General features: G+C 59.2%; 28 protein-coding genes. 15 read left to right on the forward strand and 13 right to left on the reverse strand.

What is annotated here, in order from left to right:
- Positions 1–5: 5 nt before the first annotated feature.
- Positions 6–668, forward strand: coding sequence for a Uma2 family endonuclease (locus NW852_RS10540; protein ID WP_414372067.1), 663 nt, complete (start codon positions 6–8; stop codon positions 666–668).
- A 5-nt stretch (positions 669–673) separates the two neighbouring features.
- Here the strand turns inward: NW852_RS10540 and NW852_RS10545 are convergent, their stop codons facing one another.
- Positions 674–1,300 carry a Crp/Fnr family transcriptional regulator gene (locus NW852_RS10545; protein ID WP_414376642.1) on the reverse strand — a complete coding sequence of 209 codons (627 nt, stop codon included), beginning with the start codon at positions 1,298–1,300 and terminating at the stop codon, positions 674–676.
- A gap of 251 nt (positions 1,301–1,551) precedes the next feature.
- On the opposite strand from NW852_RS10545, the gene atpC reads away from it, so the two are divergent.
- Both atpC and NW852_RS10555 read left to right on the forward strand, forming a co-directional pair.
- Positions 1,552–1,959 carry an ATP synthase F1 subunit epsilon gene (gene atpC / locus NW852_RS10550; RefSeq protein ID WP_414364250.1) on the forward strand — a complete coding sequence of 136 codons (408 nt, stop codon included), beginning with the start codon at positions 1,552–1,554 and terminating at the stop codon, positions 1,957–1,959.
- Between the two features lie 82 nt (positions 1,960–2,041).
- Positions 2,042–2,572 carry a heavy metal-responsive transcriptional regulator gene (locus tag NW852_RS10555; RefSeq protein WP_414372070.1) on the forward strand — a complete coding sequence of 177 codons (531 nt, stop codon included), beginning with the start codon at positions 2,042–2,044 and terminating at the stop codon, positions 2,570–2,572.
- On the opposite strand, the gene glmS is transcribed toward NW852_RS10555, so the two are convergent.
- On the reverse strand, positions 2,533–4,380 hold the full coding sequence (gene glmS / locus NW852_RS10560) for a glutamine--fructose-6-phosphate transaminase (isomerizing) (protein WP_414372073.1): 1,848 nt from the start codon (positions 4,378–4,380) through the stop codon (positions 2,533–2,535). The genes NW852_RS10555 and glmS overlap by 40 nt on opposite strands.
- On the opposite strand from glmS, the gene NW852_RS10565 reads away from it, so the two are divergent.
- Positions 4,370–4,519 (forward strand): hypothetical protein, encoded by a 150-nt coding sequence (locus NW852_RS10565; RefSeq protein WP_414337328.1) that lies wholly within the window; start codon positions 4,370–4,372, stop codon positions 4,517–4,519. The two genes, glmS and NW852_RS10565, sit on opposite strands and share 11 nt — an antisense overlap.
- On the opposite strand, the gene NW852_RS10570 is transcribed toward NW852_RS10565, so the two are convergent.
- The 7 genes from NW852_RS10570 to rplI all read right to left on the reverse strand — a co-directional run bounded on the left by NW852_RS10570 (position 4,516) and on the right by rplI (position 12,135).
- The gene (locus tag NW852_RS10570; RefSeq protein WP_414372075.1) at positions 4,516–5,742 is read right to left on the reverse strand and encodes an MlaD family protein; all 1,227 of its coding nucleotides are present in this window, start codon (positions 5,740–5,742) and stop codon (positions 4,516–4,518) included. The two genes, NW852_RS10565 and NW852_RS10570, sit on opposite strands and share 4 nt — an antisense overlap.
- Positions 5,742–6,596, reverse strand: coding sequence for an ABC transporter ATP-binding protein (locus tag NW852_RS10575; RefSeq protein ID WP_414333565.1), 855 nt, complete (start codon positions 6,594–6,596; stop codon positions 5,742–5,744). The genes NW852_RS10570 and NW852_RS10575 overlap by 1 nt, the downstream gene beginning before the upstream one ends.
- A 240-nt stretch (positions 6,597–6,836) precedes the next feature.
- The gene (locus NW852_RS10580; RefSeq protein ID WP_414398830.1) at positions 6,837–7,664 is read right to left on the reverse strand and encodes a TerC family protein; all 828 of its coding nucleotides are present in this window, start codon (positions 7,662–7,664) and stop codon (positions 6,837–6,839) included.
- Positions 7,665–7,931: 267 nt separating this feature from the next.
- The gene (larB, locus tag NW852_RS10585) at positions 7,932–8,741 is read right to left on the reverse strand and encodes a nickel pincer cofactor biosynthesis protein LarB (RefSeq protein WP_414426724.1); all 810 of its coding nucleotides are present in this window, start codon (positions 8,739–8,741) and stop codon (positions 7,932–7,934) included.
- Between the two features lie 20 nt (positions 8,742–8,761).
- The gene (locus tag NW852_RS10590) at positions 8,762–9,658 is read right to left on the reverse strand and encodes a universal stress protein (protein WP_414365801.1); all 897 of its coding nucleotides are present in this window, start codon (positions 9,656–9,658) and stop codon (positions 8,762–8,764) included.
- 117 nt (positions 9,659–9,775) lie between these two features.
- Positions 9,776–11,533 carry a replicative DNA helicase gene (dnaB, locus tag NW852_RS10595; protein WP_414372101.1) on the reverse strand — a complete coding sequence of 586 codons (1,758 nt, stop codon included), beginning with the start codon at positions 11,531–11,533 and terminating at the stop codon, positions 9,776–9,778.
- Between the two features lie 137 nt (positions 11,534–11,670).
- Complete coding sequence (gene rplI, locus NW852_RS10600; protein WP_414365800.1) at positions 11,671–12,135, reverse strand: 50S ribosomal protein L9; 465 nt, start codon at positions 12,133–12,135, stop codon at positions 11,671–11,673.
- Between the two features lie 404 nt (positions 12,136–12,539).
- Here rplI and pstS point away from each other — a divergent pair, with 404 nt between their 5' ends.
- The 7 genes from pstS to NW852_RS10635 all read left to right on the forward strand — a co-directional run bounded on the left by pstS (position 12,540) and on the right by NW852_RS10635 (position 18,301).
- Positions 12,540–13,616 (forward strand): phosphate ABC transporter substrate-binding protein PstS, encoded by a 1,077-nt coding sequence (gene pstS / locus NW852_RS10605; protein ID WP_414365799.1) that lies wholly within the window; start codon positions 12,540–12,542, stop codon positions 13,614–13,616.
- A 24-nt stretch (positions 13,617–13,640) separates the two neighbouring features.
- The gene (gene pstC / locus NW852_RS10610) at positions 13,641–14,612 is read left to right on the forward strand and encodes a phosphate ABC transporter permease subunit PstC (protein WP_414365798.1); all 972 of its coding nucleotides are present in this window, start codon (positions 13,641–13,643) and stop codon (positions 14,610–14,612) included.
- 6 nt (positions 14,613–14,618) lie between these two features.
- Positions 14,619–15,518, forward strand: a complete 900-nt coding sequence (pstA, locus tag NW852_RS10615; protein ID WP_414365797.1) for a phosphate ABC transporter permease PstA — start codon at positions 14,619–14,621, stop codon at positions 15,516–15,518.
- Positions 15,519–15,582: 64 nt separating this feature from the next.
- Positions 15,583–16,410, forward strand: coding sequence for a phosphate ABC transporter ATP-binding protein PstB (gene pstB / locus NW852_RS10620; RefSeq protein WP_414372082.1), 828 nt, complete (start codon positions 15,583–15,585; stop codon positions 16,408–16,410).
- Positions 16,411–16,519: 109 nt separating this feature from the next.
- On the forward strand, positions 16,520–17,347 hold the full coding sequence (locus NW852_RS10625) for a TlyA family RNA methyltransferase (protein ID WP_414333580.1): 828 nt from the start codon (positions 16,520–16,522) through the stop codon (positions 17,345–17,347).
- A 43-nt stretch (positions 17,348–17,390) separates the two neighbouring features.
- The gene (locus tag NW852_RS10630) at positions 17,391–17,816 is read left to right on the forward strand and encodes a hypothetical protein (RefSeq protein ID WP_414333582.1); all 426 of its coding nucleotides are present in this window, start codon (positions 17,391–17,393) and stop codon (positions 17,814–17,816) included.
- Positions 17,817–18,124: 308 nt separating this feature from the next.
- The gene (locus NW852_RS10635) at positions 18,125–18,301 is read left to right on the forward strand and encodes a hypothetical protein (protein ID WP_414333583.1); all 177 of its coding nucleotides are present in this window, start codon (positions 18,125–18,127) and stop codon (positions 18,299–18,301) included.
- 165 nt (positions 18,302–18,466) lie between these two features.
- On the opposite strand, the gene sat is transcribed toward NW852_RS10635, so the two are convergent.
- The 3 genes from sat to NW852_RS10650 form a co-directional block, all read right to left on the reverse strand.
- Positions 18,467–19,645, reverse strand: coding sequence for a sulfate adenylyltransferase (gene sat / locus NW852_RS10640; RefSeq protein WP_414365795.1), 1,179 nt, complete (start codon positions 19,643–19,645; stop codon positions 18,467–18,469).
- Between the two features lie 113 nt (positions 19,646–19,758).
- Entirely contained in the window at positions 19,759–20,130 is a 372-nt protein-coding gene (locus tag NW852_RS10645) for a hypothetical protein (RefSeq protein ID WP_414333585.1), read from the reverse strand.
- A 128-nt stretch (positions 20,131–20,258) separates the two neighbouring features.
- Complete coding sequence (locus tag NW852_RS10650; RefSeq protein WP_414372086.1) at positions 20,259–21,041, reverse strand: ParA family protein; 783 nt, start codon at positions 21,039–21,041, stop codon at positions 20,259–20,261.
- A 117-nt stretch (positions 21,042–21,158) separates the two neighbouring features.
- On the opposite strand from NW852_RS10650, the gene NW852_RS10655 reads away from it, so the two are divergent.
- The 4 genes from NW852_RS10655 (at position 21,159) to NW852_RS10670 (ending at position 25,275) form a co-directional block, all read left to right on the forward strand.
- A complete protein-coding gene (locus NW852_RS10655; RefSeq protein WP_414372088.1) occupies positions 21,159–22,445 on the forward strand; it encodes a glucose-1-phosphate adenylyltransferase in 1,287 nt (428 codons plus the stop codon).
- A gap of 153 nt (positions 22,446–22,598) precedes the next feature.
- Complete coding sequence (locus NW852_RS10660) at positions 22,599–24,365, forward strand: ABC1 kinase family protein (protein WP_414372090.1); 1,767 nt, start codon at positions 22,599–22,601, stop codon at positions 24,363–24,365.
- Positions 24,366–24,407: 42 nt separating this feature from the next.
- Positions 24,408–24,782, forward strand: coding sequence for a hypothetical protein (locus NW852_RS10665; RefSeq protein ID WP_414333591.1), 375 nt, complete (start codon positions 24,408–24,410; stop codon positions 24,780–24,782).
- Positions 24,783–24,951: 169 nt separating this feature from the next.
- Complete coding sequence (locus tag NW852_RS10670) at positions 24,952–25,275, forward strand: YggT family protein (RefSeq protein WP_414347543.1); 324 nt, start codon at positions 24,952–24,954, stop codon at positions 25,273–25,275.
- A 74-nt stretch (positions 25,276–25,349) separates the two neighbouring features.
- Here the strand turns inward: NW852_RS10670 and NW852_RS10675 are convergent.
- On the reverse strand, positions 25,350–25,579 hold a 230-nt coding region (locus NW852_RS10675; RefSeq protein ID WP_414426725.1), incomplete at its 5' end, for a transposase.

The following is a 25,579-nucleotide window of genomic DNA, read 5'->3' on the forward strand; positions in this document are numbered from 1 at the left end:
GAGCAATGGTTCTTGCCTCAAAGCCAGCCACCCCTCCCATCCTCGAGCGGCACGACGCCACTTGGCAGGACTACCTGACCATTGGCAACCATCCCACCCTGGACTGGCAGAAGATTTCTTTTTACCAGGGCTGGTTGTGGGTCAACATGGGCAAGGAAGGGCCAGAGCACGCCTCCGTCAGCGATTTGATGACGGCCATTTTTTTCGCTTGGGCCTTTCTCCACCCGGATGTGCCCCTGCAGTCCTACGGTCGCTGTCTGATTGAGTACCCAGAAACCCATGCCTGCGCCCCTGACCTAGTGCTCTACAAAGGGGAGAACATCCCCAGGTACCAAGCTGGCGAGCCGCGGCGGATTGATTTGCGTTTCCAAAGACCCCCTGACCTGGTGGGCGAGATTGCCGACACTACCCTTGCTCTCGACCTGGACGAGCAGAAGCAGCTTTATGCCAGCCTGGGCATTCCTGAGTACTGGGTCATCGATGTCAAGGGGCGGCGCGTTTTTGCCTTTGCCCTGGCCGAGGATGGACGCTATCGGGCCATTGCCCAGTCGCAGGTGCTGGCGGGCCTGCCGATAGCCCTGCTTGAGCAAGCTCTGGAACGCCTGGCCAGCCAGACCAACACTGCTGCCGCCAACTGGCTCCTGCAACAGCTCCAACGCCAGGCTTAAAGCTATCAGGGCGTTTGGGCCCGCTTGATGATGAGATGGCGGTTTTTGTCCACCGCGATCCAGCCCTGCTGGCGGAAACGGTTCAAAAGACGGGTGATGGTGACGCGGGTAGTGCCGATGGCATTGGCCAAGTCTTGGTGGGTAAGGCGCACCTGCAGGCGCACCCCTGTCGCAATTGGGGATCCCAACTCCACCGCCAATAGGGAGAGCAACTGGCGCAGCCGATCCTCCACCCGCCGCCGCCCGGCTAGGGCCAGCAGCGCTTCGGTTTGGCGCAGCCGCCGCACCAACTGCTTGAGCAGCCCCTGGCTCAGGGTTTCTGAGGCTTCCACCTCGGCTGCCGACAGCCGCAGCACGTCAACCGCCGTCAATGCCTTAGCTTGGTAGGGATCCAACATCGTCAGCGGGGATCCCAGCGGCATGGAGGGGCCGGCAAATCCCAACAGCGCCTCGCCACCATTGGGATAAAGAGTAGTCAATTGCACCACGCCTCGGCAGACAATCACCCACTCCTCGGGAAACAGGGGAATGACCTGTCCGGGAGCGTAGGGCGAGAGGCTGCGGCCTCGGTAGAGGTCTTCTAGCAATTGCCGCTCCCCTACAGGTAGACTGGCTGCAGAATAGCTGGACATGGCTTCAGGCATAGGCTGGCTCCGCTAGGGCAAACTGGGCACACTGGTCGTTGGGCTTCCCCCTGCCAATAACAGCATGGAGTTGGGGTCGAGGATAAGTGTTCCCGACAACACCTTATCGCTTGCCTCTTCGACGGAAGTAAAGGAGAGGTTATGCTTGGGTTAAGTCTTGCCACACAGAGGGCAGAACTAGGAGCGACGGCGATCCGGTAGCATAGAAGTGCCAAGCTCAACCCTTCAGGAGACCTGCCGTGACGCTGATGGTTCGCGTGATCACCCCCGACCGCATCGTTTGGGATGCCCCTGCTGAGGAAGTGATCCTCCCTGCCACCTCAGGTCAGTTGGGCATCCTCACCAACCATGCCCCTCTCTTGACGGCCATCGGCAACGGTGTGATGCGGGTCAAAGCTGCCGGCAAGTGGTCGGCCATTGCCGTGATGGGTGGATTTGCGGAAGTGGAAAATAACGAGGTAACCGTTCTGGTTAACCGCGCCGAGCGGGGAGAAAAAGTGGACAAGGCCGCAGCTCAGGCCCTCTTGGACGAAGCGAGCAAAGTTTTGAATACCAGCAGCGACAAGCAGGAGCGTTTGCAGGCCAAGTTGGATCAACAGCGAGCCAGAGCTCTGCTGCAAGCGGCGGAGATGGGCAGCAAGAGCTAAGGGATCCCTGCTTCTCTGAGCAGGAGCCGACTCGGTCTCGGCAGGGGATCCTGATGGCGGCTTGGTTTACTCCGGTGGTGGTATGTTCAGTCCTACAGTTGCCGTTCGCGTCAGCGAGACGGAGTCCTTTAGCGCGTCGGCCAGCTTGAAGATTGGCCAGGTGGCAGCAGCGGCGGGCTTACCGGTGCGCACGGTGCGCTACTACGAGTCGCTGGGCCTGCTGAAGCCAACGGTGCAGCGGTCGGAGTCCAGCTATCGCCTCTTCCATCCGGCAGTGCTGGGACGGCTGGCTTTCATTCGCCGCTGCCAAAGCCTGGGGCTAAGCCTGGAAGAAATTGGCCAGATCCTGCAGGTGTACGACCAGGGGGAACAGCCCTGCCCGGAGATCCGCCAACACCTGCAGGAGAAGCTGCGTCAGATCGAAGAGCGGATGGCGGAGTTGCAAGCTCTAAAAGGCCAAATTGAAAGCCTCCTCTCCGATTGGCGGATCCCAGCGGGATCTCCAGCCGAGGATGACGTGATCTGCCCGATTTTACAAAAGCCAGAGGCCGGCGGTGACAAGGTCGGCAGCCGCTACTCCACAGTTACCGACTTGGCCAGGTTGCGGGGTTGATCCACATCAGCCCCGCGGCGCAGCGCCATGGCGTAGGCAAACAACTGCAGGGGGATGACATTTAAAACTGCCGACAACAGGGGTGTGGTGCTGGGCACCTCGATGACGTGGTCGGCCTTCTCCCGCACCTGGGTATCTTCTGGGTTGATCAGGGCAATCACCCGCCCTCCCCGCGCCTGTACCTGTTCGATGTTGGAGAGCATCTTCTCGTAGACGGGATCGCGGGTGGCAATACACACCACCGGCATGCGCTCGTCGATGAGGGCGATGGGGCCGTGCTTCATCTCCCCTGCCGGGTAGCCCTCCGCGTGGATGTAGCTGACCTCTTTCATTTTCAAGGCTCCCTCCAGGGCTATGGGGGCGTTGACCCAGCGGCCTAGGTAGAGCATGTCGGTGACGTGATGGTACTGTTCCGCCAGGTGGTCGTAGAGGGCAACGTCTTTCAGAAGCAGGCTGATCTTGCCCGGCAGCTCGATCAAAGCTTGCAGGTGGGATCGGATCTGGGTCGGGCTGAGGATCCCTTTGGCCTGGGCCAGTTGCAGGGCCAGCAGGTATCCTGCCACCAGCATGCCGGTAAATACCTTGGTGGAAGCGACGGCGATCTCCGGCCCGGCGTGAATGTAGAGAACTCCGGCATCCGCCAGGCGCGTGGCTTGGGATCCGATGGCGTTGACGATGGCCAGGGTGGGGATCCCTTGGGCGCGGGCCTCGCTCATGGCCGCCAGCGTATCGACGGTCTCGCCCGACTGGGTGAGGGCCACAAGCAGGCTGTGGGGGCGCAGCACCGGCTGGCGGTAGCGAAACTCGGAGGCATGATCCACCTGCACCGGGATGCGGGCCAGGCTCTCGATAAAGTACTTGAGCACCAGGCAGGCGTGCCAGGCGGTGCCGCAGGCCACGGCATGAATCTGCTCCGTCTGGGCCAGTTGCGCCTCTGTTAGCACCAGCTCCTCTAGAGTCACCCGCCCCCCTTCCAGATCCAACCGCCCCCGCAGCGTATCGGTGGTAGTGCGCGGCTGCTCATAGATCTCCTTTTGCATGAAGTGCTTGTAGCCCCCCTTGGCCGCCGAGACGGGATCCCAGGCCACCGTGAGGGGGGTTTTGCGCAGCTCCTCGCCGCTGATGCGCAGGTAGCGCACGCTGGAGTCGGTGAGGATGGCCATCTCCCCATCTTCCAGAAACACCACCCTGCGGGTGTGGCGGACAATGGCGGGCAGATCCGAGGCAACGAAGTTCTCCCCCTCCCCTTCGCCGACGACCACAGCGCCGGCGTTGCCCAGGCGGGCGGCAATCAACCGATCCGGCGCCTCCCGATCCAAAGCCACCACGGCATTTCCCCCCCGCAGTTGCCCCATGACTTTGCCAAAGGCCGTCTCGAAGCAGCCCAGCTCCTCGGTGTAGAGGCCCAGCAGTTGGGCGATGACTTCGGTATCGGTTTGGGAGCGAAAGCCAACCCCTCGCCGCAGCAGCTCTTCCTTCAGCTCCAGGTAGTTCTCCACAATGCCGTTTTGGATGACCACGATGCGCCCGCGCGCGTCGCAGTGGGGGTGGGCATTTTCTTCGCTAACACCGCCGTGGGTGGCCCAGCGGGTGTGGCCAATCCCCACCTTGGCCGTGGGCATGTTGGCGGTAAGCTTCACCAGCAGGTTGTGCAGCTTGCCGGTGGCCCGCACGATCCTCAAGCCCTCTTCTGGATCCACCGTGGCAATGCCGGCGGAATCATAGCCCCGATATTCCAAAGTGCGCAGGCCCTCCAAGAGGATAGGAGCCGCCCACTGAAAGCCCACATAGCCGACAATGCCGCACATTCCTCACACCTCAACCTCAGCCACGCCAGCGGTGCAAAGCACCCTATCCGCAAAGCCTACCCCAGCTTCCGGATCCCTTCAATGGCTTTTGCCGCCGCTGCGGGAGCAGACCTCGGCAGGGATCCTGGCTTCCTCCTAGGGAACGGGCTGCTGCTCCTCAAGAGCCAGGGCAAAAGAAACGGGCGCAAAACGGAAGCGATACTCTTGGGCTGCAGCAGGCTGGATCCCGTCTTCTGTTCGCGTAAGCGGGCCGGAGGCCTTAGGGGCGCTGGAGACCAAGTTGCTCAGCCCCAGCACCAGCTCTCGCAGGCCGCGGCGAAACTGGGGATCCCCCGTCAGCTCGTCGATATCGGCGGTGATCTTTTGCGCATTCTGGAAGGTGATGCGGGCCGAGTCCAGGGTTTGGCGCAAGGTCGCCAGGGTGCCCGGATCGTTGAGGTTGGCGGCAAGCTGCCGCAGATCTTCGGTAGCTTGGGACACGTTCTCCGCCGCCGCTCGCACCTCGGCCAGGATCTGGCGCACATCCGCCTGCAGTTGCGGATCCGTCAGCAGCGGGCGAACCGCGCTCGACATGGCTTGCAGATCGGCGCTCACCTGCTGGATATTTTCCAGGGCGGCACGGAGAGAGGTGCGGTTCTGTTCCACCAGAAGGGTGAATTGATCGGCAGCCGCTTGAAAACTGCGGGCCATTCCTCTCACAGCCCCAGCCGCGTCTTGGATAGCCGTGGCAGCCGAGGTAAATTGCGACAAGTCCAGATCTTCCGTGCGCAGGGCTGCCACCTGCTTTTCCACGGTTTCGGAGAGATCGGCCACGCTGTTGGCGACGCGGGTGATCCCTTCTAGGGTGGTGTTGAGGGTAGCGAAGAACTCGTCGTTGTTGATGCGCGTTACCAGGCGATCCACCTGGATCAACAACTGGCCGAAATCTACCCCCGGTGTGCCCTCCACCACATCGCCAGCGCAGATGATTTGGCTGCGGTCGCAATCGGCTGCCAGCGGGGATCCCGCTGCCGGGGCATCGCGTCGGGGCAGGATATCCATCACCGTCTCCCCCACCAACCCCGTCTGGGTGGTAACAAACAGGGCGTCGCGGGGGATGGCCAAGGGCTGGTCGATGACCACCTGCACCTCCACTTGGGCCGCCTGGGGCAAAATCCGCTCCACCCGGCCCACGGCTACCCCCCGCAGCCGCACGCTGGAGCCTTCCGCCAGGCCGGATACGTTGGGATAGGTGACGGTAAACTGGAAGCCGCGGCTGCCGAAGCGCAGGTTGTAGATCCACAAGAACAGCCCGGCAAAGCCCAGCACCCCTGCCAGGATCAACAGGCCCACCGCCCCTTCTCGGATTGCTCGCGAACGCATTACACCTGCCCTGCCACTTGAATCGGCCCTTCTACGCTACCGCTGAAAAATTGCCGCACAAAGGGGTTATCGCACGTTTCGATCTGCTGCACGGATCCCTCCCACTGCACCCGCCCTTGGGCCAAGAGCACGATGCGGTCGGTGGCGCGGTAGATGGTGCTGTGCTGGTGGGTCACCACAATGTAGCTCTCGCAAGCTTTTTTCACCTGCTGCAGATCCCGGATGAGGTCTTCAATCACTGTGGAAGCAATGGGATCCAGGCCCGCCGTGGGCTCGTCGTAGAGCAGCAGTTGCGGCTCGTCCTGGGGCAGAGAAGGATCCTCCATAATAGCGCGGGCGAAGCTGGCCCGTTTGCGCATCCCCCCCGAGAGCTCCTCCGGCAGGCTGTTCTCCTTACCCGCCAGCCCCACTGCTTCCAGCTTGGCTGCCACCAGCTCCCGAATGCGTGCCCGCGGCAGCCGCGAGTGCTCGTAGAGCAAAAACCCGACGTTTTCCTCCACCGTCAGGGAGTCGAAGAGGGCCGCCTGCTGGAATACCATGCCTACCCGCAAGGGGGGAGTGCAGTGGCCGGCCTGAATTTCCGGCAGGGGGATGCCGCACCAGAGCACTTCGCCAGCGTCGGGCTCTGTCAGGCCAGCGATGATGCGCAACAGAGTTGATTTGCCAGTGCCGGAAGGCCCCACTAGCCCCAGAGCGTCGCCCCGATGTACCTTTAGATCGACTTGGTCAAGCACCAGCGTGGTTCCAAAGCGCTTGGAAACCTGCCGTAGCTCCACCAAGGGCACGGGATCTCCCTTCCCCGCTCCAGACTGGGGTTGGGGACTCTCCGCCGGCGGCTGCTGTTGGCCGTTCATGCTGGTGCCAATGTCCTTTCTGAAGCACTTCGCCCAACACTTCCAGCAGAACTGCAAGATCAGGGTGCCTCCCTCCCGTGGCTTGCGTTCCATTGCTAGTTTAAGAGCCGTCGCACTACGCGAACAACTTGCTGCTGTTGCCTCCAGCAGCCAAGGCTACGGAGCACCTGCCAGCCTTCGTCTCTTAGCCACCAGACCTCCCAGGTCCAGGGATCCGGAACAAGCTGTCCGTGAGGCCCCTTAGTCCGGCTGTAGCTCGGGAGCAGGCTCGGCCTCAGGCAGGGGGGCTAGGCTGGCAGGGATCCCTTCGGTCGGGTGCAACTCTCTGAGATCGGCCAGGGTCGGCTGCGGCTGTTCATCGGCTGCCGCGCAGGAGCTTGTACGCTGCGAAAAGCCCCAGACAAACAAAGGCAGCACAGCCACCACCATCCCCCATTCCGGGAGCTCAACTTGGGGGAAAAACACCTCCAGCAGCATGAGGCTTCCCACCAGGGCGATGATGGCAAAGGCAGCATCTTCTAGGCGGGAAAACTCATCCAGCCAGCGCAAAAACAAAGAGGCCATGTAGCGCATCAAGGTGATGCCGAGAATGCCGCCGAGGATGATCACCCAAGCCTTGCGGGAGACGCCCACCGAAGCGGCGATGCTGTCGAAAGAAAAGACTAGATCCGTTAGCTCTACCATCACCAGGGTTTGCCAAAAATTAGCCTGGCGGGTGATGTCTTGCTCGGATCCTTCTTCTTCCCCGCAAAAATGCTGCCAGGCCAGCCAGAGCAGGTAACAGGCCCCGAGAAACTGAGCGGGCGGATACTCCACCAGCCAAACCGCTGCAAACACAATGGCGATGCGAAAACTGTAGGCACCGATAATGCCCCAGCGCAAAGCGCGATTTTGTTGCTGAGGAGTGGGCAAATGCTTGACCAAAGCCGCCAGGGCAACGGCGTTATCGGCGGAGAGGGCCGCTTCCAAAAACACCAGAGCCACCACCAAAAAGAGATCTGTCCAAGTGAAGGACTGAATTATCCCTTGAACAAAAGCCACAGTGGTATCTATTGCCTCAATTGACATAGCAGCAAGCTTCACGTACGCCGGTCAAAAAAAATCGTTCGTTCGGTGCAGCCAACTCCAGACCGCTATCCCAGATCTATCGACAACTCCTTCCAGGAGATTTTTAGGGTCGTTGTCGTTGAGGAAGCGCCCCAAAGACACCTGACAAAAGATACCTGGAGAAGGGATCCATCCCTCAATTCTTGGCAACAACCTCCCAGCGGAGAAATCCAAAACCCCAGCATGGCCCGAGTATAGCTTGTCCGGCTCAGGATCGTTTTACATTTCTTAATCTTCTCCTCCCTCAGGGGGGGCAGGCGAAGGCAATCGCGCCGCCAGCCGTTGTCCACAGCGTAGAATCTGGCCTGCCAAAATGGCCGCCCCAAAGCCGTTGTCGATGTTCACCACTCCCACCCCCGCCGCACAAGAGTTAAGCATGGTCAGCAGCGCGGCCAAGCCCTGAAAACTGGCCCCGTAGCCAATGCTAGTGGGCACAGCAATCACCGGACAGTCCGCCAGGCCGGCCACTACGCTGGCCAAGGCCCCTTCCATGCCCGCCACCACGATCAGCACATCAGCTTCCAGGGCGGCGCGGTGGTGCAACAGGCGATGGATCCCGGCTACCCCCACATCCCAAAGGCGCTTGACCGCAAACCCGAAAAGCTCGGCGGTGAGAGCGGCCTCTTCGGCCACCGGCACATCGGCGGTGCCAGCGGAGATCACGCTAATCTGACCGGGATGGCTGAGCGCCTTTTGGGGAGGGATCCAACACAGACGGGCCACCTCGGAATACTGTGCCTGGGGCAAGCGGCAGCGGATCTGGGCGTACACCTGGGCCTCAACGCGGGTGGCCAAAGCCAGGGATCCCTGCCGGTGCAGCCGTTCCAGGATCTGGGCAATTTGCTCAGGGGTTTTGCCCGGCCCCCACACTGCTTCGGGAAAGCCCGTGCGCAAGGGGCGGTGGTGATCCACGCGGGCGAAGTCTCCCACGGTCTCGAAGGGCAGAAAGCGACAGGCTTGCAGGGCTTGATCGGGAGAGAGCCTCCCTTGAGCCACCGCCTGCAACAGTTCTCGCAAGCTTTGGGTTGGGTCGGCCATAGCTAGGGGATTGAGCAGCTCTACTGGGCCAAAGACCCGCGTGGGAAAAACAACACCGGATGCCAACTTTGCCGCAGGATCTCGCCGGTGAGGCTGCGAACCGACCACTCCCAAAAGCTGCCCACCCGCGGAGAGGCGGTGGCGATGGCAGTTACGTCCTCGGCTGCAGCGGTGGCCAGGATCTCCTGCAGCGGCGATCCCACCCGTACCAGAGCCCGCACCTGCAGCGGCTGCACCTGCTCGTTCAACGGCCCGATTACCTGAGCCAAGTCGGCCTCAGCCTTGCGTTTGAGCACCTCCACCGCCATGCCCTGGTTGCGGCGGGCGCTGGGATCCACTACATAGAGCAGGGTAACTGACTGGCACTGGGAAGTTCCCGGCAGCAGTTGACCAAGACGCTCAAGCAGTTGCCGGCGCGGCTCTTCAAAGTCAAAGGGTACCAGGAGGCTGCGAAGGAGGTGGCGGCTGCGCAGGCGCAGCTCCTCGAGGGTAAAGACGGCCAGCAGTTGCGGGCGCATCACCAGCAGGGGGATGTTCAACCTAGGCAGCAGCTCCACGGTGGTGCTGCCAAACAGTTTTTCGGTGAGCAGGTTGTGGATCCCCATGCCGGTGATCAGCAGGTCGGAGCTGTAAGTTTGGATCCCTTTTAAAATCAGATCCACCGGCTGGCCCACCTGCACCAAAACCTTAGCCTCCAGCCCCTCCGGAATGGTGCCCAAAAGCTGGCGAAACTGGGCCTTCTTGGTTTCTATTTTGGGGGTGGGGTCTTCGGGAAGGCCGATATCGTCATCTTTCCAAATCAGGCTGTGCAAGAAAACAAGGCGTTGAATGCCGTTGCTGTGTAGGGCATCTAAGCACTTGCCAAACCTTTGCAGGCCATCTTGGCAATCGGTTGCAATTAAAACGTTTTTAAACATGAGAGGATAAAGAGGGCAGTGGCCAAACTCGGCTGAAGCTGTCAGCTATCCTAAGCTAACACCCCCCTGCCTTGCTCTTGGAATTGCCGGGGGAACCAGGCACCAGCGGGTTTGCCTTTAGCGATAGGGATCCGCCAAGTTGCGAAACTGGGTGTACTGGCTTTCAAACAAAAGGCGCACGGTGCCGGTGGGGCCGTTGCGGTGCTTGGCGATGATCACCTCGGCAATGCCGCGATCGCTGGTGTTGGGATCGTAGTACTCCGGGCGGTAGATCATCATCACCACATCGGCGTCCTGCTCGATGCTGTTGTGCACCAGCAGGCCGTTGGCCACAAAGTTGTGGTGGCGGGGCATTTCGATGTCGTAGACCGGCTGCGGCTCCCCCGGCTCGCTAATCGACACCACCGGATCCCAAATCAACCCCTCCTGCACCACCACGGCTACTTCCTCTTCCAGTTGCAGCTCGTCGAGGGTTTTCCATCCCTCTGGGGTCAAAAAGGGATGGGTACCGGTGGCGCGAATGGAGAAATTGAGGCGGGTTTTCAGAAGGCAGGTGGGCTGTCGGCCACTGCAAAACACCTTCACCGGCTGTTGGGGCACCAGGCGCCCGCGCCCGTTGAGGCTGAGCAAGCGGGGCAGTTCTGCTGAGGCTGGCAGGGCCGCCAGTTGTTCCAGCCGCCAGAGCTTGCCCCGATCCACGTCCATCACCTGAGTATCCCCCGCCAGGCAGCCGGATTCCCGCAGATCTGCCAGTTGCGGACGCTTATCGGAGCGCGACTCCACTGCCCGGCTGAGCTGAGAGAGCACCAGCACCGGCACCATCAGCTCTTTGGCCAGTGCCTTGAGGCCGCGGGTGATGCGCGACAGCTCCTGTACTCGGTTGTCGGCGGCGGATGCCTGCATCAGTTGCAAGTAGTCGATCAACACCAGCCCCAACGTTCCTCCTTGCTCCGCCTGCAAGCGCCGCGCCTTAGAGCGAATCTCCGTAACGGTGCAATCGGGAGTGTCGTCGATAAACAGGGGCAGTTGCGACAAAAAGCCAATCGCCTGCCCCAGACGCTGCCACTCGTGCTCGCTGATGCGCCCCGCGCGCAGGCGGCTGCTGTCGATGCGGGCCTCGCTGGCCAAAAGCCGCTGCACCAGTTGCTCCCGCGACATCTCTAGACTGAAAATGGCCACCGGCTGCCTGACGTAGGCGGCTACATTTTGGGCAATATTAAGGGCCAAGCTGGTTTTCCCCATCGAGGGGCGACCGGCCAAGATCACCAGATCCGAGCGTTGCAGGCCCTGGGTCAGGTTGTCCAGGTCGATGAATTTGGTCGGGATCCCAGGGATCTGAGCCCCGCTCTGGAACTTCTCCTCCAGATCCGAGAAGATGTTCACCAAAACCTCAGAAGCAGGGATGAGGCTGCGCTGCACTCGCTCTTGGGTGAGGGCAAACACCTGCTGCTCCGCCTGATCCATCACCTGAGACAGGGGCTGGCTGGTGTCGTAGGCCAGACGAGCCAGGGTGTTGCTCACCTGGATCAACTGGCGGCGCATGTATTTGTCCACCACCAGGCGGGCGTACTGGTCAATGTTGACGCTGCTAACCGTTTGCTCCAGCAGACGACGAATTGCCCCTGTCCCCCCCACCCGCTCCAGAAGGTGGTGATCCGCCAGCCAGGCAGAAACCGTCATCAGATCGGTGGGTTGGCCTTGGCTGTGCAGATGCAGGGCAGCCCGGTAGATTTCCTGGTGGGCCGAGAGGTAAAACATCTCGGGACGCAGGAACTCCACCACCCGCGCCAATGCCTCGGGATCGAGAAGAATAGCCCCCAGGATCTCCTCCTCAGCCTCTATGTTTTGAGGCGGAAGCCGATCCCCACCTGTCAAGTCGTAATCGCTGATCACCACCAGCCAGGATAGAAAAACCAACCCAGCTCCACACTAGCCAGCTGCTTGGCCGAGCACCTTAAGCAGCCAGGCCCAGCTTTACTTGCTATCTCCCATTGCTTCCTAGGATTTCTCTCTCACTCAGGCGTGACCTGAATGCGCAGCGTGGCTGTTACTTCTGGGTGCAGCTTCACTTGCACCAGGTAAACCCCAGTTTTCTTGATCTCCTCGTTGAGCAGGATGTTACGGCGATCGATATCCAGGCCGCTGGTGGCCAGCACCACCTCGGCAATGTCGGTGGTGGTCACTTGCCCGAAGAGCAAATCCTTTTCGCCCACTTTCTTGCGGATGACAAAGCGACCGATGGTCTCCAAAGCCTTCTTGTAGTTTTCCGCCTGCTGCTTCTCCGCCAATTTGCGGGCAGCTTCCTGCTCCCGACGCATCTGCTGCTCCTTGAGAAGCCCAGGCGTAAGCCGCACCGCCATCTGCCGCGGGAAAAGGTAGTTGCGGGCGTAGCCAGGCTTGACACTCACCACCTCTCCGGGGCTGCCCAAGCCCGGGATCGCCTGGCGCAGCATAACCTGCACGTTACGTTTAGCCATGGAGGAAAGCACTGATTTTCTCGACAGCCTTTCATTCTAAGCATTTGCCAAGCTGATGTCAGCCCAAAGAGCTCGGAAAACTCAGCTGGCCCCAGAGCCCAGCCGTAGGCCCTTGAATCCGGGGGTCTTCACGCCGCGTTTCCTCGATCGAGGGTATTCTCCCCTGCAAGGGATCCCTGGAAAGAGCGACAAGGGAGACTAGCTACAGACAGAAATAACCTGATTTTAACCTCACGTTAACCAAAAAGGATGAACGTTATATTACATTAACGACAAGAACCAGAGTGGCAAGGGTCTTTAACGGGATCCCTTGTTTTTTTGAGATCAGCCCGGCTTGAGCAGGTTCTGAGGTTAGAGCACTCAGAGTTGGATCGAGACACCATCTTCATCTGGGAGATTTCTGTATGTTGATGCTGCGCTCCTTGGGACGTCGTTCTTTCCTGAAGTTCGTCTCTGCCACGGTTGCTGGGTTTGTGGCCAGCCAGGCAAATTGGCAGCGGGTATTTGCTCAGCAGACCGTAACCATCAACGGCGCTGGAGCTACTTTCCCGGCTCCCATCTACCAAACTTGGGCTCAAGAATTTGGCAAGAAAAACCCCAACATCCAAGTCAACTATCAGTCGGTGGGGAGCGGTGCCGGGCGGCGGCAATTTGTGGCTCGCACTGTCGATTTCGGCGCCAGCGACAGTGTGCCGCGTCCCGAAGAGATCAGCCAGATCGAGAGTGAAGCCAACCCTCCCAAGGGCATGGTGGCCGTGCCGATGGTGGGGGGGGCAGTGGTGGCAGCCTACAACATCCCCGGCGTGGGCCCCGAAATTCGCCTCTCTCGCCTAGCGCTGGTAAATATCTTCTTGGGCAAAATTAAGAACTGGAACGATCCGCTGCTGGCTGGCCTTAATCCAGGGGTGACTTTCCCGGATTTGCCGATTACCGTTGTGCACCGCTCCGACGGCAGCGGCACCACCGACATCTTTACCACCCACCTCAACGCCATTAGCCCGGAATGGCGGCAAAAAGTGGGTCGTGGCTCTTCCGTGAACTGGCCAACCGGGGTAGGAGCTCGCGGTAACGAAGGTGTTTCCGAGCAGATTAAGCAGATCCCTGGCGCGATTGGCTATGTGGAGTTCGGCTTCGCCAAGCTCAACAACCTGAACATCGCTCGCCTGGAAAACCGGTCGGGCAAGTTCGTCACCCCCAAAGTTGAGACGGAGCAGGCAGCGCTGGCCAGAATCAAGCTTGACGAGCGGCTGTTGGGGGTTGACCCGGATCCCGCCGGGGAAGACTCCTACCCCATTGTGGGCTACACGTGGATCTTGGCCTACAAAGTCTACCCCAAAGCTGAAACCTCCAAAGCTGTCAAGGAGTTTCTCCGCTACGGCCTCACGGAAGGGCAATCCTTCGCGGAGCCGCTGGGCTATGTGCCCTTGCCGGAAGAAACGCGGCAGAAAGCTCTGGCTGCCCTAGAAAACATCACGCCGTAAAAGTTGGTACCTCCTACTCGGCAGATGACCACTACTTTTTCTTCAGAGAGCAGTTCTCTATTTCGGCCCCGGCCCGTCTTCCAGCGCCGGCGCGACTGGTTGTTCATCTGGGCAACGCGGATTGCCGTCTTTTTCTCGGCTTTGCTGCTGTTGTGGATTGCCCTGGAGATTGGGATCCAGTCGCTACCTGCCATTCAGAAGTTCGGGCTGGGCTTTTTCTGGGGCACCACCTGGGATCCTGTTGAGAACAACTACGGCGCTTGGCCCCAGATCTACGGCACCCTGGTGACTTCTCTGATTGCCCTGATCGTGGGCGTTCCTTTTAGCTTCGGCATCTCCATCTTTTTGAGTGAGGACTTTCTGCCCAAGTCTTTGCGCACAGTCTTGATCATCGTGGTGGAGCTGCTGGCAGCCATTCCCAGCGTGGTCTACGGCATTTGGGGGTTGTTTATCTTCATTCCCTTCTTTCGCCCGATTCAGATGTTCTTGTTCCAGAACTTCAGGTGGTTGCCCATTTTCAGTACGCCACCGGTGGGGCCGGGGATGCTGACGGCAGGGGTTGTCTTGGGGATCATGATCATCCCCATCATCACTGCCATTGCCAGGGAAGTGCTGGTGGCCGTTCCGCCGGAGTTGCGGGCGGCTGCCTATGCGATGGGGGCCACTCGCTGGGAAGCCATCTTTGGGGTTGTGCTGCCGGCGGCCATTGGCGGCATGCTAGGGGCGGTGGTTTTGGGTTTGGGACGTGCCTTGGGGGAGACGATGGCAGTGGCGATGCTGATCGGCAATGCCCGCGGTATTAGCGTCTCGCTCCTGGCTCCTGCCAGCAACATCCCGGCCCTGTTGGCCAACGAGTTCGCAGAAGCAGGCCCTGAGCAGGTGGCAGCGCTCATGTATGTGGCCTTGATTTTGTTGGCCATCACTCTGGTAGTTAACATTGCGGCGGAGCTGATGATACGCCGTGTCAAGTTCGCGTTGACAGCTTCGCGGGAGTAGAGGAACATGACGACACAAGTTCAGGCGGTAGAGCAAGGCAATTTGTTCAAGCGCAGAGCAAAGTCCTGGCGGCGCGTCTTCTTGGATGTAGGAATGACAGCGCTGACAGTTTTCTCCAGCCTCTTTGCCATTTTCGTGCTGGTTCTCATCCTCTACTACGTTTTCACCAGAGGCATCGAGCGCTTGAACTGGCAAGCGCTGACCCAACTTCCCCCTCCTCCCGGCGATCAGGTGGGCGGATTTGGCAATGCGGTGCTGGGGACGGTTATTGTGGTGTCGATTGCTATCGCCATCACCTTCCCCATCGGACTGTTTGCTGCCATCTATCTCTCGGAGTTTGGCCAAAACAGCCCCACAGCTTCCTTTCTGCGCTTCATCATCAAGGTGTTGACGGGGGTTCCCTCTATCATTGCCGGGGTGTTTGCCTACGGGGTGCTGGTGCTCTCCACCAAGACCTTCTCGGCCCTCGCCGGCGGGATGGCTCTATCGGTGTTGACTCTGCCTATCATTATTTTGTCTTGTGAAGAGGCGCTGCGCCTGGTGCCGGCAGATACGCGGGCTGCTGCCTACGCACTGGGGGCTTCGCGGGTGCAGACGGTGTTTCGCGTGGTGTTGCCGGCAGCTCTGCCGGTGATCCTGACGGGGGTGACGTTGGCTATTGCCCGCGCTGCGGGTGAGACGGCGCCCCTGATCTTCACTGCTTTGTTTAGCTTCCTCTGGCCCAGCGGTCTGTTAAAGCCAGTAGCTTCACTGGCTGTGTTGATCTACAACTTTGCCCTCGTTCCTTTTGAAAACCAGCAGAAGATTGCCTGGGGAGGGGCTTTGGCTCTGGTGGTTTTGGTGTTGATCACCACGGTCAGTTTCCGGCTCATCGTCAGTCGTCGGCAGGAAACCATCACCATCTAATCCCTCTCACCTGTTTCTTTCTCAATCTAGGCTTTGCAGTGACGTTATCTCCTTCGGTACTCCTATGCGCTCTCCACTCTCTGACAAGTCCGGCTCTCCTGAGAAATCCACCCGTTTGGAGGTTGAACTAGAGACGCGGGATTTGAGCGTCTACTACGGCTCCCACCTAGCGGTTAAGCAGGTTTCCCTGAAGATCCCGAAAAATCACATCACAGCCTTCATTGGCCCCTCAGGCTGCGGCAAGAGCACCATCTTGCGCTGCTTCAACCGCATGAACGATCTCATCCCGGGAGCAAGGGTAGAAGGCTCGGTCATTTTTCACGGGAAAAATATCTACGACCCTGATGTGGATCCCTCCGAGGTGCGCCGGCGGGTTGGCCTGGTGTTTCAGAAGCCCAACCCCTTCCCCAAATCCATCTACGACAACATTGCCTTTGGGCCACGGATCAATGGCTACCAGGGGGATCTGGACGAGCTGGTGGAGCGTGCGTTGCGCCAGGCCGTTCTCTGGGATGAGGTAAAAGACAAGTTGAAGATGAGCGGCCTTTCCCTCTCCGGCGGACAACAGCAGCGCCTCTGCATTGCCCGCACCTTGGCCATTCAGCCGGAAGTGATCCTGATGGACGAGCCCTGTGCCTCCCTGGATCCCATTTCAACGCTGCGCATTGAGGAGCTGCTTAAGGAATTGGGGCGTCGCTACACAATTATCATCGTCACCCACAACATGCAGCAGGCGGCACGTGTGTCCGACTTCACGGCTTTCTTTAACACCGAGGTGGACGACGAAGGGGTTCGCTACGGACGCATGGTGGAGTTTGACCGCACCGAGAAGATCTTCAACTCTCCCGCCAATCGCGAGACAGAAGAATACGTGAGCGGACGCTTTGGCTAATCCCCCGCCCATTTCTGCTGGCGCCAAGCCAGATCTGGTCGAGAGGGATCCCGCTCTCCTATCCTGAGAAATTGAAAATCGGGTAGGAGCTGTTAACAGCAGTAGTGAGATGGCCGAGCGGGTGCGCCTGGATAGCTGGTTGGTGGAGCGGGGATATTTCTCTTCCCGCCAGCAGGCCCAGCGCGCCATCCTCGCAGGCGAAGTTCTCCTCAATGGGGTGCGGGCGGAGAAGGCTGGAGCCTGGGTGAGCGGGGATCCCGTAATCCACATCCAGTGTAAGCCTGCTTTTGTCTCGCGAGGGGGAGAAAAGCTGCAGGGGGCGCTGCAGACCTTCTCTGTTCAGGTGCAGGGCCGTATTTGTTTGGATGCGGGCATCTCCACGGGGGGCTTTACCGATTGCCTACTCAAACAAGGGGCCCAGCGGGTCTATGGGGTGGATGTGGGCTATGGGCAGTTGGCCTGGTCTTTGCGAACCGACCCGCGGGTGATCCTCAAAGAACGAACCAACTTGCGCCACCTGCAGCCGGCCGATCTCTACGGAACTGAGGTGCCCACCCCAAGCTGGGCGGATCTGGCGGTGGTGGATCTCTCTTTTATTTCCCTAACCAAGGTGTTAGATCCTTTGTGGAAGCTGTTGCGGTCGCCGCGGGAGGCTCTGCTGCTGGTCAAGCCCCAGTTTGAGGCGGGCCGAGGCCAGGTGGGCAAAAAAGGAGTTGTGCGGGATCCGGCCATCCATGCCCGCGTGCTGCAGACGGTAATGCAGGCGGCAGTGGCCCGCGGCTGGCAGGTGCAGGGCTATACCTGGTCGCCCATCACCGGCCCTGCCGGCAACATCGAGTACTGGCTCTGGCTGGCGGAAGGAGAAGGGATCCCTCTCCCCGACACCGGTGCGCTACAACAGATGGGCGAACAGGCAAGAATAGCCTTGCACCCATAAAGCGGCACATTTGTCAATACGTCATTATGCTCAATTGAGAACGATGAGCGCAGCCATTGAAGAATTGTTTCAGGAAGGGATCCGGCGCTACGAGGCGGGGGAAGCAGCCAAGACGCTGATCCCTTCCTTTGAGGCTATCTGTAAGGGATCCCCGAAGGCGGCAGCAGCCTGGACTTGCCTGTCTTGGCTCTATCTTTTGGAGGGGCAAGCGGAAAAAGCCCTGAAAGCCGCCCAAACTGCCGTGAAGCTGGATCCGGTGGACGCCCAGCCGCGGGTGAACTTGACTTTGGCGATGCTGGAGCTGAAAAAAACGGGGGTACGCCAGCAGGTGGAGACCATCAAGCAAATCTTGGCGCGGGATCCCGAGCAAATCGAGGGGGTCAAATCCAACTTGGCAGAGGGAGGGAAGCGCCGTCCCGCTTGGCCTCACCTGAGCAAGATGCACCAGTGGCTATTTGAAGAAAATTAGGCAGGCTTGACCCAATTTTGCAACAAGAATTTAGGAAAATCTAGAGCTTGTCAATTTAATCTGCAACTTTTAACAATATTCTCATAGAGTTGGTGCTAGACTTCTTTTACCAAATCGCAAGACGGTATTTATTCACCGCTGTGAGCTAGCTTGCATCACACCCAAGCCTATGGATTGGTTGGGCTTTGAGGAGATGCGAGGGGTTTGGTGCATCCTAGTTCTGTTTGATGTGACACTCCTTGCACTGACTTGCATTGAAATTGAGTCCTGCTTTTGATTTTTTGGCTGTAAAGTGGAGGAACTTTAAGATGAACCGTCAGACTGTCTGGGTTAAAGGCGAGACCCGCAACCACCAGGGCCACTTCATCCCTCAATCCGAATATACGTTGGTCGATGTTGACCAAAATGGCTGGGCGCTGATCTGTGTTGACAATGCCCGCTGCTATTATGTGGATCCCGAGCAACTCCGCTTTGAGGCAGGATGAGGTCTGCTGCTGCCCATTGAGAGCTTGCTGACGAGGGTTTCCTAGGAGAGCAGCATCCTCCCCATGCCTTTGGGCGTGGGGTTTTTGTCTCTTTATCAATTTATCAATACATAGGGTCTGGTTGGTCGCAGACCCTTTTGCCTCCACTCAGAGAAATCACAAAAGCTACGACGAACTGCGCTCACGCATGGCTTCGGCCAGCAATTGGGCCACCTCGGGGCGAGAGAACTCTGGCGGGGGGATCTCGCCGCGGCGCAGCATTTCCCGCACCTTGGTGCCCGACAGGTGGATGCGCTGGTGGGGTTGGCTAGGGCTGGTCTTGGCCGTGGCCATGGTGCCGGTGACGGTGCAATAGAAGGCGTGTTCAAACTTGAGGGGGATGATGCCCAGTTCCTCAGGACGGAACTCATCGAAAATGTACTGGGCATCGTAGGGGCCGTAGTAATTCCCCACCCCGGCATGATCCCGGCCCACAATGAAATGGGTGCAGCCGTAGTTTTTGCGAATGAGAGCGTGGAAGATGGCTTCCCGCGGGCCGGCATAGCGCATGGCCGCAGGGTTGATGGCCAAAATGACCCGCTCCTTGGGGTAGTACTTTTCAATCAGCACCTCATAGCAGCGCATGCGCACCTCGGCGGGAATGTCGTCGCTTTTGGTGGCCCCCACCAGCGGGTGGAGAAACAGCCCGTCCACGATTTCCAGCGCGCACTTCTGGATGTACTCGTGGGCGCGGTGGATGGGGTTGCGGGTTTGAAAGCCGACGATCGTTTTCCAGCCTCTTTCCCGAAACAGTTGCCGCGACTGAGCCGGGTCGATCTGGTAGGCCGGGAAAAGGGGATGGGGATCCCGCTGGAAGAGAGTTACAGGGCCAGCCAAATAGACGGATCCCTGTTCGTAGAGCACCTTCACCCCCGGATGCTGCTCATCGGTGGTGCGGTAGACCTGCTGCGCTTCGCGGGTTTTGTCGTAGGTGAACTTCTCGGTCAATTCCAACAGGCCCAAGAGCCTGCCCTCGCCGTTGGCCAGGGCAATGGTCTGCCCTTCCTTGAGATCGGCGGCTATCTCGGCAGCAACCGGCAGCGTCACCGGCAGCGACCAAGCCAGGCCATTGGCCAGATGCATCGTCTCCAGAACCGACTGGTAATCTGCCCGCCCCATGAAGCCGGTGAGCGGGCTAAAGCCCCCAATGGCGATCATCTCCAGATCCGACTGAGCCCGCTCGTCGAGGTAGAGGATGGGGCAGTGTTCAGCTTTGGAGCGCAGCTCTTGTGCCTGCTCGGGCGGGGCAATGCGGTTAACCAAAGTGCCCCCATGGGGCGGAATGGCATCGCAAGAAACAGTCATCTTCGCCTGGGATGAAGTCATAGCGTGAAGACCAGAACGGCAACCGAGCAGACAGGGATCCCTAACCCTACACCCTTCTTTCCTCGGGTGCAATCCAGGATAGTACCCACTGCCTAGTCCAGCATGTAGGGCGGCATATCTTCGTCGGTGGGCGACACATTGTCGAAGATGGGCCGATTCATGATCTTCTTCTGCGCCTGCAGCGGGGAAGCGGAGGGTTGGGGCCTAGCCGGGAGTGGAGCTTGTCCTCGGCGGCTTTGCAGTTCCTGAATGGTCTTGGCCCGCTCGTCTGCCACCGCCTGCAACTGGGCCAGCGCCTTCTGCAATTCGTCCCGATGGGCAGTGACTTGCTCAAGCTGAGCTTGCAAGGCAGAGACTTTGTTTTGGTAGTCCTGCAAGCGTTGTTGAGCTTCAGCCAGTTGGCTTTTGAGAGTTGCAATTTCTGGCGATTCTGGGGCTGGTTCTGTAGGAGACTGAGAAGACATCGTTGTCGGCTCCTCGCCCGTGGGAGTAGATTCTGCAGAGGTGGGCTCTGAACTGGTTTTAGCACTGGCCTTGCGCCGAGTGCGGGAAGTTTCTCCTGAAGAAGGAAAGAGGCTACGGTTCGATCCAGTCACAAGAGCACCTCATGTTCGACAAACTGCACCAATCGCTGACACACCACCGAGCCAGGCCGATAGTCCATGACCGTCAAGCCGTAGTCAAAAGCGGTGCGCAAATCGCTGCTATCTGGAATGGTAACGGGTGAAAGCACATCCGCAAAAATCTGTTGCGCTTGCACATACAATTGCCCGGTATGGGATCCCGACCAGATGCCCCCCGGCAAGTAGCGGTCGTCCAGCATGGTCAAGACAGCACGGGCCTGGCTCAACTGACCTTTCAGGGTCTCAATGTAGCGTAGGGTCACCTCTGTACAGGAGAAATCGGCGCGGTTGAGCCGGGTCGGGATCAACACCCGCTGGGCTGCCCGCAGGGCGTTGGCCGTGAGGGCATTCAGTTCCCCCGGCGTATCGAGAAAGATAAGATCGTAATCCGGCAGCAAGGGATCCAACTGGTGCTGCAACAGGTGTTGCCCTGCATCGCCGGCAGCCGCCAATTGGGCCGCCACTTCCGCCATGGTGCTGTGGGGGGGCGCCACATCCACCCCCTTGTCGGTGCAGTAGATCACCTCTTCCAAAGAGCATCGATGCTGCGGGTGCAAGCTGGCCCAGACTGTTTCCTCGGGGGGCAGGGATCCCACCTCTTCCAGGTAAAAGCTGCTGGCGGTGGCCTGGGAGGTGAGATCGATGAGCAGAACTCGGTAGCCCCGTTGAGCCGTTAACTGGGCCGCGTGGACGCAGAGGGTGGACTTGCCGGTGCCCCCTTTATTGTTGGTAAAAGCCAGGACGCGTGCCATCCGCTTCCCCAGAATTTGTTTCAGCTGCTTCCGGTTTCCCGATTCCCCTCAGCCAGATTGGGTCAGGTGCCCCCGCAGCAGTCTATGCTATTGGGTGTAGCCTGGTGGAGGACAACCATGCGCGATGTACTGGCGATTATCCTGGGCGGTGGGCGTGGCACCCGACTTTATCCCCTGACCAAGCGCCGTGCTAAACCTGCTGTGCCTCTGGCAGGCAAGTATCGCCTCATCGACATCCCGGTTAGCAACTGCATCAATTCCGATATCGACAAAATCTACGTCCTCACCCAGTTCAACTCCGCCTCCCTCAACCGCCACATCATCAACACCTACCGCATGTCCCCCTTCACAGGCGGCTTTGTGGATATTTTAGCGGCCCAACAAACGCCCGATAACCCCGATTGGTTTCAGGGCACTGCCGATGCTGTGCGCCAATATCTCTGGCTGATGGACTCCTGGAAGCCACGGGACTTCCTCATCCTATCTGGGGATCACCTCTACCGCATGGACTACCGCCCCTTCATCCACCATCACCGGCAGACCGGAGCCGATGTGACGCTGGCGGTGCTCCCTTGCGAAGAAAAAGTGGCCTCAGGTTTTGGCTTGCTCAAGATCGGCGAGAACGGTCGCATTGTCGATTTCAAAGAAAAGCCGCAGGGGGAGCTGCTGCAAGCCTGCCGGGTCGATACCCAGGCCCTCGGCCTTAGCCCGGAAGAGGCCAAGGCCAAGCCCTACATTGCCTCGATGGGAATCTACGTATTCCGGCGGGAAGCCCTCATCGAGATGCTGCAGGTGAAGGAGCACACCGACTTCGGCAAAGAGGTGCTGCCGGCAGCCGTTGGCAAGTACCACCTGCAGGCCTACCTCTTCAAGGGGTATTGGGAAGACATCGGCACCATCGAGGCCTTCTACCGCGCCAACCTGGCGCTGGTGCAGCAGCCCAACCCGCCTTTTAGCTTCTTTGACAGCGAAATGCCCATCTACACCCGTCCGCGCTTTTTGCCCCCCAACAAGATCCTCGATTCCCACATTGTCAACTCCATGATTGCCGACGGCTGTATCATCAAAAATGCCCAAATTCGCAATTCCATCATCGGCATTCGCAGCCGCCTGGAAGCCAACACCATCATAGAAAACACCCTCGTCATGGGGGCCGATTACTACGAGTCGGCAGAAGAGCGGCAGGCCAAGCTGGAGGCCGGGATCCCACCGGTGGGCATCGGCGCCAACTCCCACATTGTCAACGCCATCGTAGACAAGAACGCCCGCATCGGGCGCAACGTCCGCATCCTCAACAAGGATCACGTCAGCGAAGCGCAGCGGGAAGAGGAAGGGATCTGGATCAGCAATGGCATCGTCACCATCATCAAAGACTCGGTGATCCCGGACAACACCGTCATTTGATCGGGGGAGGTCGGCTCTGGCCAAGAACCTGGCCGGCGAGCGCTGAGGAGGCGCTGTTAGGCAAGATGAAGAGGAATCAAGAGGCTTTTGCCATTACGATAGATTACGATAACTATTGAGAGCTTTAAAAACAGATTGTGAGATCCCTTGAGCGTGCTGAACAGGATTTCCTCGGTTGCCGACCTAGAAGTTTACGATCCGCAATTTATTGCTCGTTACTACCGCTGGCGCCTGCCGCAAGTGATCGGTCGGGCGCTGGCCATTCTCTGGCCCTTTCTCTGGTTCGTCCTCTGTCTGCGCTGGGATCAGCTTTGGGGGCAGGGCGATCGCAAGGTGCCCCAGCGGGCAGAGCAGTTGCGCAAGCTGCTCACCGACCTAGGGCCCACCTTCATCAAGGTGGGGCAGGCCCTCTCGACACGACCGGACTTGGTGCGCAAAGACTACTTGGAAGAGCTGACCAAGCTGCAGGATCAACTGCCCAGCTTTCCTTCCCAGGAGGCGTTTGCCCGCATTGAGTCAGAGTTGGGCCGTCCGATTAGCGAAATTTACGCCCAGATCTCTTCCGAGCCGGTGGCCGCCGCCAGCTTGGGCCAAGTTTACAAAGCGCAACTGCACAGCGGCGAATGGGTGGCGGTCAAGGTGCAGCGGCCCCACCTGCGGGAGCGGCTGAGCCTAGATCTGTACCTTATCCGCTGGGCCTCCACCTGGCTGGGTCCTTGGCTGCCCCTGAACCTGGGCAACACCTTGACGGCGGTGGTGGATGAATTTGGTTACAAGCTTTTTGAGGAGATCGACTACCTGCAGGAAGGGCGAAACTGCGAGCGCTTTGCCGAATACTTTCGCGGCGATCCTGATGTGTATGTGCCGCGCATCTTTTGGGCCTACAGCACCCGCCGGGTGTTGACCCTGGAGTGGATCGACGGCATCAAGCTCACCGATGTGGAGCGGATTCGAGCCGCCAACTTAGAGGTCAAACAACTGGTGCGCATTGGCGTGGTGGCTGGCCTGAAGCAGTTGCTGGAATACGGCTTTTTCCACGCCGACCCCCATCCGGGCAACCTGTTTGCCCTCCCCGATGGCCGCCTGGCCTATATCGACTTCGGCATGATGGACCAGCTCACCGAAGAAATGAAGGAGTACCTGGTGGACGCGCTGGTTCACCTGGTGGATCGCGACTACAACGCCTTGATCGACGACTTTATTCATCTGGGCTTTTTACAGCCGGATGTCAACCGCCAAGAGCTGATCCCTGCCTTGGAGACGGTGCTGGCGGATGTGTTGAACCAGGAGGTGGGCAACTTCAACTTCAAAACCGCCACCGACCAGTTTTCCGATTTGATGTACCGCTACCCCTTTCAGGTGCCCTCCCACTTTGCGTTGGTAATCCGCTCTTTGGTTACTCAAGAAGGGGTGGCTCTTAGCCTCTATCCCCAGTTTCGCATTGTTGGCGTGGCCTATCCCTACGTGGCCAAGCGCCTGCTGACGGACGAGTCACCCCGCATTCGCCAGCGGCTGCTGCAAGTGCTGATTAAGGAGGGCAAGTTCCGCTGGAACCGCCTGGAGAATTTGATCCAAATTGCCCGCAGCGATGGGGGGCTGGATTGGGTACCCACCGCCCGCATGGGTTTGCGCTACTTGATGTCGGAAGAGGCCCGCGAGCTGCGCCGCCAGTTGGTGCTTTCGCTCACGGAAGATGACCGCCTTCACTTTGAGGAGCTACAGCGGCTGTGGCATGTGGTCAGCCCCGACTTGTCTCCAGCTCACCTCTGGCAGGCGGCACTGGGATCCCTGCCCGGCGATCTGCAACACGCTTTGGGCGAGTTGAGGGAACAGATGCAAGCCCACCTGGAGCGGCTCAGCCACTGGCGACTTCCCCAGCCCTGGCCGAATTTGCTGGCGGGAGTAGGACAGGAAAGGTAGAACAGAAGAAGATAGCTTAAGTTTGGCGAGCTGGACAAAAGCGTGGCAGATCAGAAAGGGGACTTCATTGCCGGTGTGGTAGCCGGCGCTGTGTTGGGCGGGATCATCGGCGGGGTGATCGCCTTTGTGCTGGCCCCCCGACTGAGCAAGGGATCCGCCGAAGGCCAGCGCCGCGATCCCGACCGTCTCAACGGCACCTCTGTCCCTCCTGAGCGGCCGCGCCTCCGAGTTTCGGGTGAGCCGGCTGTGCCCAGCTCCAGCGACTGGAGGGAGTGGGAACAGGAAACAGAGCGGATTGCCCAGGCCCGCCGCACCCTCGAAGCCAAGATTGCCGAGTTGAACGAGGCGATCCAGGCCACCCGCGCACAACTGCTTGTCAAGGAAATATCTTCTAGCGCTGTCGAGGAAAAGCCTTAAGCAGGGGATCCCTGTCCATGCCAAACTAGAGGCGGCACTGGCTTTCTCCCCTGAGGGGTGCCAGTGTTCTCGTCTCTCGGCTGAGTTGCCCTCCTGGATCAGGTCTGCCTCTGCCGACAGCGCTTAAGTTGAGATGAGTTGAAGAGTCGTTCCCTCGCTGTTTCTAACCATGATGCTCAGCCCTTTGTTGCTCCCTTGGACAGACGGCCTCTCTCTAGGGCTGGTCTACGGCAGTGCCGCGTCTTTGCTGTTTCGCTCCCTTTACCAGTTCATCGTCATTTACAATGCCCTGCTGATTGTGCGGATTTTGCTGAGCTGGTTCCCGCAACTGAACTGGTCGAACCCCATCCTGTCGGTGCTCAGCCAGCTCACGGATCCCTATCTCAACCTCTTCCGCGGCATCATTCCCCCCATCGGTGGCTTGGACTTTTCCCCCTGGTTGGCCTTTATTTTGCTGAGTTTTGCCATGCAGGTGGTGGGTCAGTTTGCCTAGTTGCGGGATCACCCTGCAGATCCCCGGCGCTGCCCACTACTGGCTGCTCAATGCCCAAGTTCCCGTCTCAGTGCTCAACGTAAGGCGCGGGATTCCCCACCCGGGTGGGGAGGGATAGCGCCTCCTGACTGATTCTGGATATATCGCTTCACAATTTCTAGAGGTGCACCGCCCCATGAGACAAGGCACTTAGAATCATGCCAAAGCTTAGCCTTTCCCCAGGACACTTTATTGAGCTGTTCCGCAAACTGTTGCCTTAGTATGCGACTTGATGCTGACTTGAGAAAAGAAACGAGGTTAGATA

This window comes from Synechococcus sp. H60.1 (genome assembly GCF_047462335.1).
In the GTDB taxonomy this organism is placed as follows: Bacteria; Cyanobacteriota; Cyanobacteriia; order Thermostichales; family Thermostichaceae; genus Thermostichus.

Bases quoted from the DNA above. Each gene is read 5' to 3' on its own strand.
- NW852_RS10540 (WP_414372067.1), top strand. From the start codon at position 6: ATGGTTCTTGCCTCAAAGCCAGCCACCCCTCCCATCCTCGAGCGGCAC.
- NW852_RS10545 (WP_414376642.1), bottom strand. From the start codon at position 1,300: ATGTCCAGCTATTCTGCAGCCAGTCTACCTGTAGGGGAGCGGCAATTG.
- NW852_RS10555 (WP_414372070.1), top strand. From the start codon at position 2,042: ATGTTCAGTCCTACAGTTGCCGTTCGCGTCAGCGAGACGGAGTCCTTT.
- NW852_RS10565 (WP_414337328.1), top strand. From the start codon at position 4,370: ATGCCGCACATTCCTCACACCTCAACCTCAGCCACGCCAGCGGTGCAA.
- glmS (WP_414372073.1), bottom strand. From the start codon at position 4,380: ATGTGCGGCATTGTCGGCTATGTGGGCTTTCAGTGGGCGGCTCCTATC.
- NW852_RS10570 (WP_414372075.1), bottom strand. From the start codon at position 5,742: ATGCGTTCGCGAGCAATCCGAGAAGGGGCGGTGGGCCTGTTGATCCTG.
- NW852_RS10575 (WP_414333565.1), bottom strand. From the start codon at position 6,596: ATGAACGGCCAACAGCAGCCGCCGGCGGAGAGTCCCCAACCCCAGTCT.
- NW852_RS10580 (WP_414398830.1), bottom strand. From the start codon at position 7,664: ATGTCAATTGAGGCAATAGATACCACTGTGGCTTTTGTTCAAGGGATA.
- larB (WP_414426724.1), bottom strand. From the start codon at position 8,741: ATGGCCGACCCAACCCAAAGCTTGCGAGAACTGTTGCAGGCGGTGGCT.
- NW852_RS10590 (WP_414365801.1), bottom strand. From the start codon at position 9,658: ATGTTTAAAAACGTTTTAATTGCAACCGATTGCCAAGATGGCCTGCAA.
- rplI (WP_414365800.1), bottom strand. From the start codon at position 12,135: ATGGCTAAACGTAACGTGCAGGTTATGCTGCGCCAGGCGATCCCGGGC.
- pstS (WP_414365799.1), top strand. From the start codon at position 12,540: ATGTTGATGCTGCGCTCCTTGGGACGTCGTTCTTTCCTGAAGTTCGTC.
- pstC (WP_414365798.1), top strand. From the start codon at position 13,641: ATGACCACTACTTTTTCTTCAGAGAGCAGTTCTCTATTTCGGCCCCGG.
- pstA (WP_414365797.1), top strand. From the start codon at position 14,619: ATGACGACACAAGTTCAGGCGGTAGAGCAAGGCAATTTGTTCAAGCGC.
- pstB (WP_414372082.1), top strand. From the start codon at position 15,583: ATGCGCTCTCCACTCTCTGACAAGTCCGGCTCTCCTGAGAAATCCACC.
- NW852_RS10625 (WP_414333580.1), top strand. From the start codon at position 16,520: ATGGCCGAGCGGGTGCGCCTGGATAGCTGGTTGGTGGAGCGGGGATAT.
- NW852_RS10630 (WP_414333582.1), top strand. From the start codon at position 17,391: ATGAGCGCAGCCATTGAAGAATTGTTTCAGGAAGGGATCCGGCGCTAC.
- NW852_RS10635 (WP_414333583.1), top strand. From the start codon at position 18,125: ATGAACCGTCAGACTGTCTGGGTTAAAGGCGAGACCCGCAACCACCAG.
- sat (WP_414365795.1), bottom strand. From the start codon at position 19,645: ATGACTGTTTCTTGCGATGCCATTCCGCCCCATGGGGGCACTTTGGTT.
- NW852_RS10645 (WP_414333585.1), bottom strand. From the start codon at position 20,130: ATGTCTTCTCAGTCTCCTACAGAACCAGCCCCAGAATCGCCAGAAATT.
- NW852_RS10650 (WP_414372086.1), bottom strand. From the start codon at position 21,041: ATGGCACGCGTCCTGGCTTTTACCAACAATAAAGGGGGCACCGGCAAG.
- NW852_RS10655 (WP_414372088.1), top strand. From the start codon at position 21,159: ATGCGCGATGTACTGGCGATTATCCTGGGCGGTGGGCGTGGCACCCGA.
- NW852_RS10670 (WP_414347543.1), top strand. From the start codon at position 24,952: ATGATGCTCAGCCCTTTGTTGCTCCCTTGGACAGACGGCCTCTCTCTA.